The sequence below is a fragment of the Aurantimonas litoralis genome (genome assembly GCF_026153195.1).
GTDB classification, from domain to species: Bacteria; Pseudomonadota; Alphaproteobacteria; order Rhizobiales; family Rhizobiaceae; genus Aurantimonas; species Aurantimonas coralicida.
Map to the genome: position 1 here is coordinate 41,634 of NZ_JAPFBM010000004.1, position 14,757 is coordinate 56,390.

Genomic DNA, 14,757 nt, shown 5'->3' on the forward strand with positions numbered 1-14,757 from the left:
CTCCTCCGCGCGTCATCCTCGGGCCTGACCCGAGGACCCATGCCAAATCGTTGGGATGACCTGGGCGGTGGCGGTTGGCTGCGGCAGGGCGTTGAGTGGTTAACCGTTGGCGGAGTGGATAGCGCGGGTGGCGCGGCATGGGTCCTCGGGTCGGAGCCCGAGGATGACGACCTTGATGAGAGGCGTCACTCATCGCCGGCCGTCGTGCTGCTGCGGATGCGGCAGGCGAGAGCGGCGCGGCTCACACCTGCTATCCGCGCGACGCGTTCGCTGGAGGGGACGCCCTCGCTGACGGAGTGTCACGCCCTCTGCGCGTCCACAGGCCCCATCCGCGCGTCCACGTCACGCTGCCTCCCTGCCGATGCGACGCTGCAAGTTGGCGTGCTGCCTCCTCCGCGCGTCATCCTCGGGCTTGACCCGAGGACCCATGCCAAATCGTTGGGATGACCTGGGCGGTGGTGGTTAGCTGCACGGGGCGCGCCGGGTGGCTTGTCGTTGGCGGAGCGGACGGCGCATAGGGCGAGGCATAGGTCCTCGGGTCGGGGCCCGAGGATGACGACCTTGTTTGACGGGGGCGGCTTGTCGTCGGGCGTGGCTCTGCCGGCGGGCGCATGCCCGCGCTTCGGCTGGCCTCCGGTGGCGGTCGCCGCGATCGCCTATCCCTGCGGCGTTGTTCCGCTGGCGGCGTCGTTGGAGCGGGACCAGTCCTCGATGATGGCGTCGAGGATGGAGGGCATTTCCTCCGGCGGCTCGATGCCTTCGTTTTCGCGCAGCTTGTTGAGATCGAGGGAGCCGCGATAGGCGATGGGCGGGCCGCCCGGCGAGACGGCGGCGCGTTTCTCGTTCCAGGCGAAGTCGTCGGCGCGGCCGGCGATGTTGCCGGTGCTGTTGCCGTTGAGGACGAGCCGGTCGCGCGGCGAGGGCTCCAGCGAGAAGCCCTGGACGGCGCCGGCACCCAGCAGCCGGTCGGCGCCGTCGAGGGAGGGATCGTCGAGGGCGACCGGCGCGGCGTTGACGGCATTGGCGGCATTGCTGATCGGCGGCAGCTGCATGTTGGGCAGCTGTTCCTCGCTGAGCGAGAAGGCGGTGCCGGGCGCCGCCGGGTTGCGCAGGCGCTTGGTGATGGCGCGCTCGGCGAAGAAAGCCAGCTTGTCGGCGCCGTCGCCGGTCATGGTGATGCCGTCGGAGCCGCGCAGCTGCACCTTCTGGCCGCTGACGCCAGGGCCGGAATAGACGAAGCCGCCATTGGCGTCGACGAAGCCGTCCCAGACATCGACGAACTCGCCGGAGACGCTGGCCACGCCCTTGCTGTAGAGATCGTTGAGGAAGATCATGTCCTCGCTCATGCGATCGAACTTGAAGGACGGCACGCCGACCCAGACGAGGGGCACGCCCTTCTCCTTGACCGTGCCGGCAATGGCGGCGATCCGCTTCTGGTACTCGGCGACCCAGGCGTCGGAACGCAGCGACGCGCTGCCGCTGCCGGTGTCGATCTGCTGGCGGTCGTTGGAGCCGATCATCACGACGACGACGGCCGGCTTCTCCTCCTCCATGATCGGACCGAGACTGGTCCGCCAGTTGTAGTAATCCTCGCGCACGAGGCCGGAGGAGCCGTTGGCGCGGGCCTTCACCTTGACGTCGGCATTGTCGGCATAGACGTCGGACAGGCCCTTGGCGAGGCTGTCGGCCATGAAGTCGCCGACGACGAGGACGGTCTGGGCGGTGTCGTTCTTGTCCGGCGCGGCGGCAGCTGCTGCGGCGGGCACACGCGACGGGCTCGTGCGCTTGGAGGAGGAGGAGGAGCGCGAGCGGCGGGTGCGCTGCTTGCGCGGGGCGGCACGCTTGCGAATGACGCGGCGCGGCGGCGCGGCCTCCCGGGTCTGGTTGCCGAACAGCATTTCCAGGACGGTGCGCGGACGCTGCTGGGCGTAGGCCGCCGATTGCGGCACGACCGCCGTGACGAAAACGGCAATGGCCGCCAGCGCGGCGACCATCATCCTGGCGAGCCAGCCCCTTGCGGGGCTGCTGCCGTGTCGAGCTCCCGCCATCGGGGTCTCCGTTCTCTCTCGTTTGCGCCGCGGCCCGTCAGTTGCGCCGCAGGAAGTCGAGCAGCGCCTTGGAGGCGTTGCCATCCTGGGCGAGACCGGCCCGACCCTGCAACGCCATGATCGCCGATTTCGATCCGTCGCCGATCTTACCATCGATCTTGCCGTCATACAGCCCGCGCGAGGCGAGGTGCTTCTGCAGCTCGTAACGCTCGTTGGTGGAGAGCGGCGTGTAGCCGCGCGGCCAGTCGCGATAGAGGCCGTGATAGCCGGCGATCTGGTCGGCGAGGAGGCCGACGGCGAGGGCGTATTTGTCGGAATTGTTGTAGTTCTTGAGGACGAAGAAGTTCTTCGACATCAGGAAGGCCGGGCCGCTGTCGCCGGCCAGCCGGACCAGGTTGGCGCGGTCGGACGGATAGGCGAAGCCGCTGCCATTGGGCCGCGAGAAACCGAGGCCCTGCCACTGGGACAGGCTGCGATTGTCGCGCTCCAGCTTGCCGCGATACTGGCTCGGCACCTCGACCTCGTAGCCCCAGGTCTTGCCGGTCTGCCAGCCATTCTTGCGCAGGAGGTTGGCCGCGGTGGCCAGCGCGTCCGGGATCGAGCCCCAGATGTTGGGATGGCCGTCGCCGTCGATGTCCGCCGCATAGGCGAGGTAGCTGGTCGGGATGAACTGGGTGTGGCCCATGGCGCCGGCCCAGGAGCTGGTGAGGTCGCCCGGCGCGATATGGCCGGCCTGGACGATCTTCAGCGCCGCGATGAGCTGCTGGCGGGCGAACTTGGCCCGGCGCTTGTCGAGATAGGCAAGGGTGGCCAGCGAGCGCGGCAGGTTCTTCATGACGTCGTCGCGGGCCAGGATGGCGCCGTAATTGGTCTCCATCGACCAGATCGCCAGAAGAATGTTGCGATCGACGCCGAAGCGCTTCTCGATCCGGTCGAGCCAGTCCTTGTATTTGGCCGCCATCTGGCGCCCCTTGGCGACCTGCTCGTCATTGACGCGGTTGTCGAGATAGTCCCAGACGGTGGAGCGGAATTCGGGCTGGTAGCGGGCCTTCTCGATGACGTCGGGGTCGGGGGAGGTGACGCCCTTGAAGGCGGCCCGGTAGACGTTGCGGCTGACGCCGTTGGAGGCGGCGACGGACTCGAAATCGGCGATCCAGCGCTGGAAACCGGCATCGGCGGAGGCCGGCGCTGCCGCAAGGAACGACAGCAACAGGGCCATGATGACCGAGCCCAGCCAGCTCTGCCGGATTGCGGACGCTCGTTGCATATGTCTTCTCCTCAGATAGGGTCGCTGTGTGAAGCGGCAGACTAGAAGCATCTCGTTAAGCGATCGTTCACCAAGACGGCGCATGGGCAGCCGATCTCGATACGCCGGGCCGGGCGATCTGGCCGAACCGACTTATGCCGCTATTTCGGGGCGAAATGGCGGCAATGTGCCGACTGTCACAGGACGGTGAGCACGCGCGTGATAGCGTCAGAAATCCAGTTTGATGAGGACGGTGCAAGGATGAAGAAAGTCAGAAAAGCGGTGTTTCCGGTGGCCGGTCTCGGCACGCGGTTCCTGCCGGCGACGAAGGCGATCCCCAAGGAGATGCTGACGGTCGTCGACCGGCCGGTGATCCAGTATGTGGTCGACGAGGCGCGGGAAGCCGGCATCGAGCATCTGATCTTCGTCACGGGACGCAACAAGGGCGTCATCGAGGATTATTTCGACATCCAGGTGGAACTGTCGAACACCCTGGCGGAGCGCGGCAAGACGGCCGAACTCGACCTCCTCGACCGGCTGCAGCCGAAGCCCGGTACGGCCAGCTTCACCCGCCAGCAGGCGCCGCTCGGCCTCGGCCACGCGGTGTGGTGCGCGCGCGATCTCGTCGGCGACGAGCCCTTCGCGCTGCTCCTGCCGGACATGATCATGCAGGCCGAGAAGGGCTGCCTTGCCGAGATGGTACGGCTCTACGAGGAGACCGGCGGCAACGTCATCTCGGTGGAGCAGTGCGACCCGCAGGAGACCGACAAATACGGCATCGTCGGGCGCGGCGAAGACGTGGGCTCGGGCTTCCGCCTCGACGGCATGGTGGAGAAGCCGAAGCCGGCCGACGCGCCGTCGAACTACTACATCTCGGGCCGCTACATCCTGCAGCCGCAGATCTTCGACATTCTGGAGACCCAGGAGAAGGGTGCCGGCAACGAGATCCAGCTGACCGACGGCATGCTGAAGCTGGCCGACCAGCAGGATTTCTACGCCTATCCGTTCCACGGCCGCACCTTCGACTGCGGCTCGAAGGAAGGCTTTATCGAGGCGAACGTCGCCTTCGCCCTGTGGCGCCCGGACATCCGCGACAAGGTGATCGGCAACATGGAGCGGCTGATGGACACGGTGAAGCCGAAGGATGCGGCGAAGGCCGCCGAATAGCGGCGCTGCAAAGACGGTAGAACGCGCCGGCGGCGTTGCCCTGAGGGGTGGCCGCCGGCGTTTTTTGTGTGGGGCTGGACTCGACAGCGGTGCCCCGGGGGGCGACCTACAGCATCTGGTGGAAACCGTAGGGCCGACATGGGTGGAACGCGGAACGGCAGGTCAGTCGAGCTAGTACGTAGGCGGACTTCATGTTCAGGGAATCTTGAACTAGAATTGACAATTCTGTTCCACATGGCAACAAAATTAGGAGAAGATGGCGATGCCTAGCTCTAATGCTAACGTTTTTAAAAAGCATAGTTTTTCACACAAGGGGGTCGACTATGAAGTTCTTGCTTTTATAGAGCCCGCAAAACCGGACGAAGTTCGAATACAGGTGTATGAAAATGGTGCTCCTGTTGTCATAATATACCCTGACAAATACAAAGCGAGCCTCATTTATACGGTTGAGCTTGCAACGAGGATCGATTTTCAGCATGCTACGGGTCTTAGTGCTGTCGATGAGCTTATCAAAACCGCAGAGTCGGACGTAAAACAGCTGGTCTGAGACGAGAAGCGCGTCCGTACTTCCCCAAGCTGTGAAACAGGATCATCGCATTCTGTTTCACAGAACGAGGGTGCGCTCTCGGGGTAACGCTGGAGGGCGGTGAAGGGCTTGGTCAAGTTGACTCGACACCGTCCGTCCCCCACCCCGCTCCGCGCATGCCCTCACCCCTACCGCTGCAGTTTCATGCCGATGCGGAGGGTGTCGGAGCCGTAATCGCCGGTGCCGTCGTCGGTGTAGAGCTGGCGGTGGGTGTAGAGGCCGGTGACGGCGAAGCCGCGGTGCAGCCAGTAGGTGAAGCCGGCCTCGCCGGTCAGCAGCGTCTCGTCGTCGCCGGGAATGGTGGAATTGCTGAATTCCGCCAGCGCCGTCGCGGTCAGTTCGGTGCGCGTGTCGAGGGCATGGCGCAAGCCCAGCGAGCCCTCATAGGCGACGATGGTGGAGCGGCCGGAGGTCTCGGGCTCGAAGCGGGTCCGCAGGGCGGTGGTCACTTCGGTGCCGCGCTGCGGCGACCAGACGAGGCTGGCGTCCAGCGTCGGCGCGCTGGTCGCCTCGCCGCGATCGTCGTCGGGACGGTTCCAGGCATAGCCGAGGGCGATCTCGCCGCGCAGCTTCTCGGTGACATCGAGGGCGACGCCGCCGCGCAGCGCCGGCAGCAGGGCGTCGCGGTCGAAGGCGCCGTCGGCTTCCTCGCCGGGCACATCGAACAGCCGGCGGCCGAGGCTTGCCTCGACGAAGGGCGTGACGGCGGGCGAGATCTCGTAGCCGGTGCGCAAGGTCGCGGTGAGGGTGGTGTAGTCCTGGTCGATGGCGCCGGCCGGCAGGTCGGCATAGGCGGTGCGCGCGAGCGTGCCCGTGCCGCTGACGACGAGGCGGCCGAAGCGGCGTTCGAGCTGACCGGAGAGCGAGCCCTGCAGGCGGTCGGCCTGGTCGGTGCCGACGAAGCTGTCGGAAATGTCGACGGTGTCCTCGCGGGCATAGTCGATGGCGCCACGCAGCGTGGCGGTGGTCATGCGGTCGAGATCGAGGCGCAGGCGACCGTCGAGGGCGGCGCGGGGATCTTCCGGCGTGTCGCCGGCGAAGTTGCGACGATAGGTGAGGCTGCCGTTGAGCTCGGCTTCGTGGCGGGACCAGTCGGACAGGAGCCGGGCCGAGATCGTCGTTTCCGAGAAAATGCCGCTTTCGCCATCGACCGCGTCGTCGATATTGGTCGAGGCGCCGAGGGTCTGGATCAGCTCGGGATAGAGCATGAAGCGGCCGGCGCGCACGCCGAGCGGGGCGAAGGGTTCGGCGTCGCTGGCGACGACCGGCGCGCGCTCGGGAGTGATGACGGTCCGGCTGGTGCGCAGCGGGCTGTCGACGGCGGGCGCCTCGTCGGCGATGCCGGCGGCCAGCGGTGGATTGCGGGGCGCGACGGCGCGGACCGCGCCCGCCGGTCCGCCGGCGCGGGGCCGGGCCGAGAAGGCCGGTGCGTCGCGCGGGTCTTCGGCGAGGGTCTCGTCCGCAATATCGGCCGCCTCGGGCTCGGAATCGAAGGCCTGGACGGGCGCCGCCGGGCGGCTGGTGGCGGCGCGGCCTTGCGGCGCGGCGGCAGGGCCGCTGAAGAGATCGAACTCCTGTGACGTCGCGCCGTCGGTCTCAGTGGCGTCGCGCGGATCGGGCGGCAGGATGCCGGCATCGGCCCCGCCCGGATCGCGGCGATCGTCGCCCGGCGTGCCGCCGGACTGCTCCAGCCGGTCGATGAGGGACGGATCGAGCCGGGTGCCGCGGGTCAGCGGCGCGGCCCTCAGATCATAGGGATCGTAGGCTTGCGGCGCGGCCGGGCGGGCGTCGTCGGTGCGCAGCTGCGGGAACAGCGGTTGCTGCGCCGACTGGGCAAAAGCGGGACGGGCGATCGGCAGACCCGGCAGGCCGACGCCGATGCCGGCCGCGCCCAGAAGGGCGGTGGCGGCGATCATGCGTGCGGATCGACGGGGGATGGTCGGCATCTCGGTTTGCCTGCGCTCTCATTGCCCGCGCCTTCTCTGCGCCGGTTGCGAAAGCGTAAATTTTCATGGTTAAGGATTCGTTGATATTTTCCGCGGGGCCCCGCAACACCGGGGTTTGCGCGTCACATGCCTTGTTTTGGCCGGACCGAACTGGTCATTGGTCGCCACATCTTGCAACAAAACAGTGATTCCCCGCGTCGTGATCGCCCAATCCATGCCCCAGCCCACCGCCCCGAAACCCGGTTCGCAGTCGGCGGTTCGCACCGTCACCACCGAGGCGGACGGCCTGCGCGCGCTGGCGGCGCTGCTCGAGGCCGAGATGGCCGAGCCGTTCGAGCGGGTGCTGGACCTGATCGCCGGCATCACCGGCCGGCTGATCATCACCGGCGTCGGCAAGAGCGGCCATATCGGCGCGAAGATCGCGGCGACCTTCGCCTCGACCGGCACGCCGGCCTTCTTCGTGCATCCGTCCGAAGCCAATCACGGCGATCTCGGCATGATCGGCCGTGACGACGCGGTGCTGGCCATGTCGTGGTCCGGCGAGACGACGGAGCTGAAGGGCATCGTCGCCTATACGCGGCGCTTCAAGCTGCCGCTGATCGCCATGACCTCGCGGCCGGGCTCGACGCTGGCGCGCGAGGCGGATGTGGCGCTGCTCCTGCCGCGGGTGGCCGAAGCCTGTCCGCACGGCCTGGCGCCGACCTCCTCGACGACGCTGCAGGCGGCGCTCGGCGACGCGCTGGCGGTGGCGCTGCTGGAACGCCGGGGCTTCACGCCGGGCGACTTCCACGTCTTCCATCCCGGCGGGCAGCTGGGCGCGAGCCTCGTCCATGTCGGCGACCTGATGCATGTCGGCGAGGCGCTGCCGCTGGTGGCGTCCGGCACGACCATGGCCGAGGCGATCATCGTGATGTCGCGCAAGAGCTTCGGCTGTGCGGCGGTGGTCGATGCGGGCGGCTGCCTGATCGGCATCGTCACCGACGGCGATCTGCGCCGCCACCTCGGCCCGGACCTCCTGGCCGAGACCGTGGACACGGTGATGACCGCCAACCCCAAGACGATCACGCCGGAGACCCTGGCCGCCAAGGCGCTGGAGATCGTCAATTCGTCCAACATCACCGCGCTGATGGTGGTGCGCGACCGGCGTCCGGTCGGCATCGTTCACATGCACGACCTCCTGCGGATCGGCGTCGCCTGACGATCCTGCCCGTCCTCAGGGCGCGGGTTCGACGACCAGCACCGAGCCGTCCGCACCGGTGATCCGGACATGGGCGCCGGCCGGCATGTCCGGCCCGGTGACGCTCCACCAGCTGTCCTCGATCGCGATCCGGCCACGGCCGTCGACGATCGGCTCGGTCAGGACGGCCTGACGGCCGACCAGCCGGGCCGTGCGCCTGTTAAGCCGTTCGCCATCGCCGGCGACGCTCTTGTTGCCGTACCAGCGGCGGCCGAGCAGCGCCGCGGCGACGGACAGGATGACGAAGGCGATGATCTGCTGCTCCCAGCCGAACCAGCCGGTGCCGAGGAAGAAGACGTTCATCCCGACGATCAGCGCGGCAATGCCGAAGAACAACAGGTAGACGCCGGGCGCGGCGACTTCGAGGGCGAGCAGCACGAGGCCGAGGATCCACCAGCCGTAATCGATCAGAACCTCAGGCATGGCGGTCAGCCCTCACTGCCGCCAGAGGGCGCAGTGGGAACCCGCGTGCGCGACTTGCCGGCGGTGGGGCCGGCCTGGGGCCGCGCCCCGGCCGTGGCGTCGTCGCCGAAGGTCGCCCGGGCAAGTTCGCCGATGCCGGCGATCGAGCCGATCAGCGACGAGGCCTCCAGCGGCATCAGCACGACGCGCTGGTTGGGCGCGGAGGCGAGCTTGCCCAGCGCCTCGGTGTATTTCTGGGCGACGAAGTAGTTGATCGCCTGGACGTCGCCGGCGGCGATGGCGTCGGAGACCAGGCGGGTGGCGGTGGCCTCGGCCTCGGCCAGGCGCTCGCGGCCCTCGGCCTCGCGATAGGCGGCGTCGCGGCGGCCCTCGGCCTGCAGGATCTGCGACTGCTTCTCCCCCTCGGCACGCAGGATCGCGGCGTTGCGCGAGCCTTCGGCCTCGAGGATCTCGGCCCGCTTCTCGCGCTCGGCCATCATCTGCCGGGCCATGGAATCGACGAGGTTCTTGGGCGGGTTGATGTCCTTGATCTCGATGCGGGTGATCTTGATGCCCCAGCTGTTGGCGGCCTGGTCGACGACGCGCAGGATCTTCTCGGAGATCGCATCGCGGTTGGACAGGAGATCGTCGAGATCCATCGAGCCCATGACCGAACGCAGATTGGTCATCACCAGATTGAGGATGGCGTTCTCCAGCCCGGACACCTCGTAGGCGGCCGCGGCGGCGTCCAGCACCTGGTAGAAGGCGACGCCGTCGGCGGCGACCGAGGCGTTGTCGCGGGTGATGACCTCCTGGGTCGGCACGTCCAGCACCTGCTCCATCATGTTGAGCTTGCGCCCGACGCGCTCGATGAAGGGCACGATGATGTTGAGGCCGGGGGTGAGCGTGCGGGTGTAGCGGCCGAAATTCTCGACCGTGTAATTGTAGCCCTGCGGGACGATCTTGATCGTCGACAGGAGGACGAGCACCGCGACGAACAGCACGACGAGGACAAGGATGCCCGTTCCCGACAGGAAATCGCCTGCGAACATGAAAAACCTCCGCTGCCGTGACCGTCCCGCATCCTGCTGGGCCGCATCCGGCAATGGCCGCATATCAGGGGAGACGGAAGCGGAACGCAAGGCGCATCTGGGATGTCAGTTTTGCTTAGTATAAACGGCGTTGGCCGACACGTCATACGTGTCATGTGATGGTCTTCGCGTGGCGGTTTTGCCGAAATCTGTGCAAAGCCTGCCGACGTTCGCCAACTGTTCCATAAAAATACACATAATGCCGGAACGGGAGGGAACCGATCCGGGGATCTGCGCTTCCTTTCCCGGTTGACGAAAGGGAATGGCATGGCGCGACTGGCACGACCCCGGGTTCTCATCGTCGAAGACGAGCTTCTGATCGCCATCGATCTGAGGGTCATGCTCGAGGACAATGGCTACGAGGTCGTCGGCATTGCCAAGGACTTCTTCGAGGTCATGGACGAGATCGCCGCCGGCGCGGTGGATGTCGCCGTGGTGGATGTCCGGCTGCGGCGCGGACCGAACGGCGTGGCGGTGGCGAAATGGCTGCGCGAGGAGCACGACATTCCCTCGCTCTTCGTCAGCGCCGGCATCGGCGACGCGATGGTGACCGAGGCGCTGGCGGCTCGGCCGATCGGCTTCGTGGACAAGCCCTATGCCGAGACCTGGCTGATCGGGCCGCTGAACGCGGCGACGCAGATGCAGAGCGAAGGCCTCAGCATCTAGCCCGGCCGCGGCAGCCGTGAGGGCCGCATTCCTCTTCGAACATCACTGGAGACCGCGCCAGATGCGCGACCCCGCTCGCTTGCCGAACGGGGCCGTTTGCGCGTCGGCGACTAGTCGATCCAGCCGCGCAGTTCGCGGCGGACCATCGCCTCGATGACGTCCATGCCCGGCTCGCTGTCGTTGAGGCAGGGGATATGGGCGAAGTTCCGGCCGCCGGCCTCGTGGAAGATCTCGCCCGCCTCGCCGGCGATCTCCTCCAGCGTCTCCAGGCAATCCGACACGAAGCCGGGGTTGAGGACGGCGATGTCCTTGATGCCCTCCTGCGCCAGCTTCTCGACGGTCTTGTCGGTATAGGGCTGCAGCCATTCCTCCGGGCCGAAGCGCGACTGGAAGGTGGTCATCAGCCGGCCCTTGGGCCAACCGAGCCGCTCTTCGAGAAGCCGCGAGGTCTTCTGGCAATGGCAGTGATAGGGGTCGCCCTTGCGGAAATAGCTCTGCGGAATGCCGTGATAGGAGCAGATCACCCGCTCCGGCTCGAAGTCGAGCGTCGCCAGATGCGTCTCGATCGAGCGGGCGAGGGCGTCGATATAGACCGGCTCGTCGTGATAGGCGGGCACGGTGCGCACGGCCGGCATCCAGCGCTTGCCCATCATGTGCTCGAAGAACTTGTCGTTGACCGTGGCGGTCGTCGAGGCGGCGTATTGGGGATAGAGCGGGTAGACGAGGATGCGCTCGCAGCCCTGTTCCATCAACGCGTCGGTGCGCTCGGCGATGGAGGGCTTGCCGTAGCGCATGGCCCAGTCGACGACGACGCCGGCATCGCCGGCCATGCGGGCGGCAAGCTTTTCGCCCTGGGCCCGGGTGAAGGTGCGCAAGGGGGACTCGTTGCGCTCCTTGTTCCAGATCTCGGCATAGGCCGCGCCGGACTTCTTGGGACGGGTGTTGAGGACGATGCCGTAGAGGATCGGATACCAGGCGGCGCGCGGCCATTCGATGACGCGCTTGTCGGAGAGGAACTCCTTCAGATAGCGGCGCATCGGCTTGAAGTCGGTGCCGTCGGGCGTGCCGAGATTGACCAGGAGAACGCCGACCTTGGGCTGCTTCACCGGCGGATGACCCTCGGGGAGGGGGCCGATCGAGCGTTCGGCGATGGTCTTGGTCAGGGCATTCATCGGCAGGTCCTTGCGTCGTGTGGCGGGCGGTCGCTCGTGTCCACGGCAGAACACGCCGGGCGGCGCTGGGCGCCCGGACCGACCTCGTGCAAGGCCATATAGGGAGGATTGCCGGCGGCTGGAACCGCCGGCGATGCGATCAGGGTGCGACCGATTTTCAGGCGCGGGCGAGACGGAAGGTCGAACCGTCCGAGGAGGTGCAGACCATCGTGCCGCCGCCATGGTTGCAGTTGGCCGCGATCTGGACGCCGCGGGCGACCGAGGTGAAGTTGAGCTGGATGCGCGAGGCGCCGCTCGAGGTGTAGTTGCCCTCGGCCAGGAGGCCGTTGGTATCGCGCTCGGCCGAGGTGAAGCGGCCGTTCTGGAACACCGCGGTGTAGGCGATCGGGCCACCGGTCGAGGCCCAGCGGCCCTCGACGCCCTGATAGGCGGCGGCCTGCGGCAGCGGCCGCGACATCTGGGCCCGCTCGCTCTGGCAGGCGCCCAGGGCAAACGCGGCGAGGCTGAGGGTGACGGCGATACGGCGCATGATACGACCTCGATACTGATGCGGCACTCCGGCGACCGCCGATCCGCTAAGGCAACAATGTTCGCGTGGGGACGGCACCGCGCCGCCGCAACGCTTTGAGACGCGTGCCACGCTATCCCAATTTGAAACGGCTGTCATGACGGCAAGCACGGGCACGGGGACGGTTCAGTCGACCTTCTCGGCCTTGCGCAGGGGAATGACCGAATGGATCGAGCCGATGGTCTCGATGGAGCGGATCCGCGCGTCGGAGGTGAAGGCGAACCAGTACATGGTGGTGCCGGTGATCAGCGTGCCGGTCTTCTCGTCGCGGCGCGTCCAGTCGCAGCGGCTGGCGGCGTTGTCGTCCTCGCAGACGATGCCGCGCAGATCATAGGAGATGTAGGTGGTGCGCTTCAGCATCTCGTCGAAGAAGGCGCGCGCCTCCTCCTCGCCCTGCAGCCGGAACTCGCCCTCCATGCGGCCGAACCACGGCGCGTCCGACATGGCGGCATTGCTGCGCTGGGACACCATGGCGCCGGGTACGAAGTGACGGGCGATGGAGCCCGCGGCTCCCGCCATCACCGCTTCCATCACTTCCTCGACGATCTTACGCGTGACTGCCGTGTCGACCATGAACTGCTCCGAGCGGAGAACGGCCCGGGCCGCTCTTCCGATTTTCGTCGGGTGACGCAACAAACTCCCACCCGGACGGTCAAACCTTGGATATTCAAGCGGAAAAGCAAGTACCGGGCGTCTCGTTCTGCGGCATCCGCGTGGTGAAGTTTGTTCAAGCGACATGATCGCTGCGACGATTTCGCGGCGAGGTTGCGAAAAAGCGGTGGAAATCGCCGGTTTCGCGACATTTCGCCGATCGCGTCCGAGAAGTTTCCCTATGGGAATATAATTGTGGATAAGGCAGGCGAAAGAACGGCTTGCCGGCGGCTGACGCGTTGTTTCGGTGGATCATGGCGTGAAACGCGCCGCCGGGCGGGCGATTCGCCTGCCACTCCGCGCTCTGACATTGGGCGCGCACAAAGAAAAACCGCCGGCAGATGACTGCCGGCGGTTGAACATGATGATGCGTGGTGGCGGAGGTCAGCGCACCAGGATGTTGCGGAACTGCCAGGGGTCCTTCTCGTCGAGGTCCTCGGGGAAGAGGCCCGGACGATCGGTCAGCGGGGTCCAGTCGGTGTAGTAGCCCTTGACCGGGCCGAGATAGGGCGACTGCACTTCCAGGCAGCGCTTGTAGTCCATCTCGTCGGACTCCACGATGCCGGCTTCCGGGTTCTCCAGCGCCCAGACCATGCCGGCCATGACTGCCGAGGTCACCTGCAGGCCGGTGGCGTTCTGGTAGGGCGCCAGCTTGCGGGTCTCTTCCAGCGAGAGCTGCGAGCCGTACCAGTAGGCGTTGGCGTCGTGGCCGTAGAGCAGCACGCCGAGCTCGTCGACGCCGTCGACCAGCTCGTTCTCGTCGAGGACGTGGTGGACCGGCTGGAACTTGCCGGCGGCGCCGAACACCTCGTGCAGCGACAGCACCGCGTCGTTGCAGGGATGGTAGGCGTAGTGGCAGGTCGGCCGGTAGGTGACCTCGTCATCCTTGTTGCGGTGGGTGAAGAAGTCGGCGATCGAGATCGACTCGTTGTGGGTGACGAGGAAGCCGTACTGGGCGCCCGGCGTCGGGCACCAGGTGCGCACGCGGGTGTTGCCGCCCGGCTGCTCGAGATAGATCGCCGCCTGGTTGCCCTTCTTGTGGGTGCGGGCGTTCTTCGGCATCCACTTCTCGTGGGTGCCCCAGCCCAGCTCCGACGGCTGCACGCCTTCCGACAGGAAGCCTTCCACCGACCAGGTGTTCCAGAAGACGTTCATCGGCTTCGGGTTCTTGGTGCGCTGGGTGTCGCGCTCGGCGATGTGGATGCCCTTGACGCCGGCCTTCTTCATCAGCTTGGCCCAGCCCTCGCGGTCGTCGAAGGTGGGTTCGGTGAATTCCAGGCCGACCTTGGTGGCGACGTCGACGAGGGCCTGCTTGACGAACCAGGAGACCATGCCCGGATTGGCGCCGCAGCAGGAGACGGCGGTGGTGCCGCCGGGGTTCTTGCGCTTCTCCTTGCGGACGGTCTCGCGCAGCGCGTAATTGGTGCGGTCGGCGTTCGACAGGCTCTCGTCGAAATAGAAGCCGAGCCACGGCTCGACGACGGTGTCGATGTAGAGGACGCCGAGCTTGCGGCACAGCTTGATGAGATCGAGCGAACCGGTGTCGACCGACAGGTTGACGCAGAAGCCCTGGCCTTCACCCTCGGTGAGCAGCGGCGTCAGCAGTTCCTCGTAGTTCTTGCGGGTCACCGCCTCGTTGACGAAGCGGATGCCGCGCTCGTCGAGCATCTGCTTGTCGGCATCGTTGGGGTCGATGACCGTGAAGCGGCTCTTGTCGTAGTCGAAATGGCGTTCGATCAGCGGCAGGGTGCCCTTGCCGATCGAGCCGAAACCGATCATCACCACCGGACCGGTGATCTTGGCGTGGATCGGATGGTTCTCTTGGGCCATTTGCGAAATTCCTTCGGTTCAACTCGGAGCCGGTCATCGTCACGGAGTGTTCGGGCAAGCCGCTAGAACGTTTCCGTGACAATTGAAAGTGCGCAGCGCCGCGGAAGCGGGCGCCGGCGGGCAAGCCGGACCTATCGGGGACGGGCT

The 14,757-nt window shown here is 66.7% G+C and carries 13 protein-coding genes; 4 read left to right on the forward strand and 9 right to left on the reverse strand.

The features are described from left to right. Positions 1-656: 656 nt before the first annotated feature. Together N7I30_RS09975 and N7I30_RS09980 are read right to left on the reverse strand one after the other, a co-directional pair. Positions 657-2,048, reverse strand: a complete 1,392-nt coding sequence (locus tag N7I30_RS09975) for an SGNH/GDSL hydrolase family protein (protein WP_498638545.1) — start codon at positions 2,046-2,048, stop codon at positions 657-659. A gap of 37 nt (positions 2,049-2,085) precedes the next feature. Continuing rightward, entirely contained in the window at positions 2,086-3,315 is a 1,230-nt protein-coding gene (locus N7I30_RS09980; RefSeq protein WP_024348928.1) for a lytic murein transglycosylase, read from the reverse strand. A gap of 240 nt (positions 3,316-3,555) precedes the next feature. On the opposite strand from N7I30_RS09980, the gene galU reads away from it, so the two are divergent. Together galU and N7I30_RS09990 are read left to right on the forward strand one after the other, a co-directional pair. Further along, complete coding sequence (gene galU, locus N7I30_RS09985) at positions 3,556-4,461, forward strand: UTP--glucose-1-phosphate uridylyltransferase GalU (protein ID WP_498638547.1); 906 nt, start codon at positions 3,556-3,558, stop codon at positions 4,459-4,461. Between the two features lie 256 nt (positions 4,462-4,717). Next, positions 4,718-5,008, forward strand: coding sequence for a hypothetical protein (locus N7I30_RS09990; RefSeq protein WP_498638549.1), 291 nt, complete (start codon positions 4,718-4,720; stop codon positions 5,006-5,008). Positions 5,009-5,175: 167 nt separating this feature from the next. Here the strand turns inward: N7I30_RS09990 and N7I30_RS09995 are convergent, their stop codons facing one another. Continuing rightward, positions 5,176-6,993, reverse strand: a complete 1,818-nt coding sequence (locus N7I30_RS09995; protein WP_498638551.1) for an outer membrane beta-barrel protein — start codon at positions 6,991-6,993, stop codon at positions 5,176-5,178. A gap of 214 nt (positions 6,994-7,207) precedes the next feature. Here N7I30_RS09995 and N7I30_RS10000 point away from each other — a divergent pair, with 214 nt between their 5' ends. Further along, the gene (locus tag N7I30_RS10000) at positions 7,208-8,191 is read left to right on the forward strand and encodes a KpsF/GutQ family sugar-phosphate isomerase (RefSeq protein WP_228240277.1); all 984 of its coding nucleotides are present in this window, start codon (positions 7,208-7,210) and stop codon (positions 8,189-8,191) included. A gap of 15 nt (positions 8,192-8,206) precedes the next feature. Here the strand turns inward: N7I30_RS10000 and N7I30_RS10005 are convergent, their stop codons facing one another. Continuing rightward, positions 8,207-8,653, reverse strand: coding sequence for an NfeD family protein (locus N7I30_RS10005; protein WP_498638553.1), 447 nt, complete (start codon positions 8,651-8,653; stop codon positions 8,207-8,209). Between the two features lie 5 nt (positions 8,654-8,658). After that, positions 8,659-9,666 (reverse strand): SPFH domain-containing protein, encoded by a 1,008-nt coding sequence (locus tag N7I30_RS10010; RefSeq protein ID WP_498639073.1) that lies wholly within the window; start codon positions 9,664-9,666, stop codon positions 8,659-8,661. Positions 9,667-9,990: 324 nt separating this feature from the next. Here N7I30_RS10010 and N7I30_RS10015 point away from each other — a divergent pair, with 324 nt between their 5' ends. Continuing rightward, positions 9,991-10,389, forward strand: coding sequence for a response regulator (locus N7I30_RS10015; protein WP_498638555.1), 399 nt, complete (start codon positions 9,991-9,993; stop codon positions 10,387-10,389). Between the two features lie 110 nt (positions 10,390-10,499). On the opposite strand, the gene hemH is transcribed toward N7I30_RS10015, so the two are convergent. The 4 genes from hemH to N7I30_RS10035 all read right to left on the reverse strand — a co-directional run bounded on the left by hemH (position 10,500) and on the right by N7I30_RS10035 (position 14,610). After that, the gene (hemH, locus tag N7I30_RS10020) at positions 10,500-11,561 is read right to left on the reverse strand and encodes a ferrochelatase (protein ID WP_024348920.1); all 1,062 of its coding nucleotides are present in this window, start codon (positions 11,559-11,561) and stop codon (positions 10,500-10,502) included. Between the two features lie 157 nt (positions 11,562-11,718). Continuing rightward, positions 11,719-12,090: an Omp10 family outer membrane lipoprotein gene (locus tag N7I30_RS10025; protein WP_024348919.1), complete on the reverse strand. Its 372-nt coding sequence runs from the start codon at positions 12,088-12,090 to the stop codon at positions 11,719-11,721. Between the two features lie 165 nt (positions 12,091-12,255). Further along, positions 12,256-12,702 (reverse strand): nuclear transport factor 2 family protein, encoded by a 447-nt coding sequence (locus N7I30_RS10030; protein WP_024348918.1) that lies wholly within the window; start codon positions 12,700-12,702, stop codon positions 12,256-12,258. Positions 12,703-13,164: 462 nt separating this feature from the next. Then, a complete protein-coding gene (locus tag N7I30_RS10035; protein ID WP_498638559.1) occupies positions 13,165-14,610 on the reverse strand; it encodes a homospermidine synthase in 1,446 nt (481 codons plus the stop codon). Positions 14,611-14,757 lie beyond the last annotated feature (147 nt).